Annotated in this window: 1 pseudogene; it reads left to right on the forward strand. The window is 54.4% G+C overall.

Annotated features, from left to right (window positions below):
* Positions 1–390, forward strand: a pseudogene (locus BK120_RS35700) (BclA C-terminal domain-containing protein); the annotation flags it as partial.

Raw genomic sequence — 390 nt, forward strand, 5'->3', positions numbered from 1 at the left:
CCAGGCTATCCAGTAGGTCAGGTCGTAACGTTTAATGGAAGCACGTATATCGTGAATACGGCGCCGCCAACAGGCACACCAGGAACATCGCCGGATTATACGCTGATTGCAGCGAGTGGTGCTACAGGAGCAACTGGTGCAACGGGAGCGGGAGTAACAGGTGCTACGGGAACAGATGGAGCAACGGGTGCAACAGGTTCCACAGGAGCAACGGGAGCTGTCGGTGCAACAGGAGCAATTGGAGTAGGAGTAACAGGAGAGACAGGAACGACGGGATCTACCGGTGCGACAGGAGTCGGACTAAGCGGAATTGTAGTATTTGATCCACTCGCAGCGCCAGGCTATCCAGTAGGTCAGGTCGTAACGTTTAATGGAAGCACGTATATCGTG

Source organism: Paenibacillus sp. FSL A5-0031 (assembly GCF_001956295.1).
Classification (GTDB): domain Bacteria; phylum Bacillota; class Bacilli; order Paenibacillales; family Paenibacillaceae; genus Pristimantibacillus.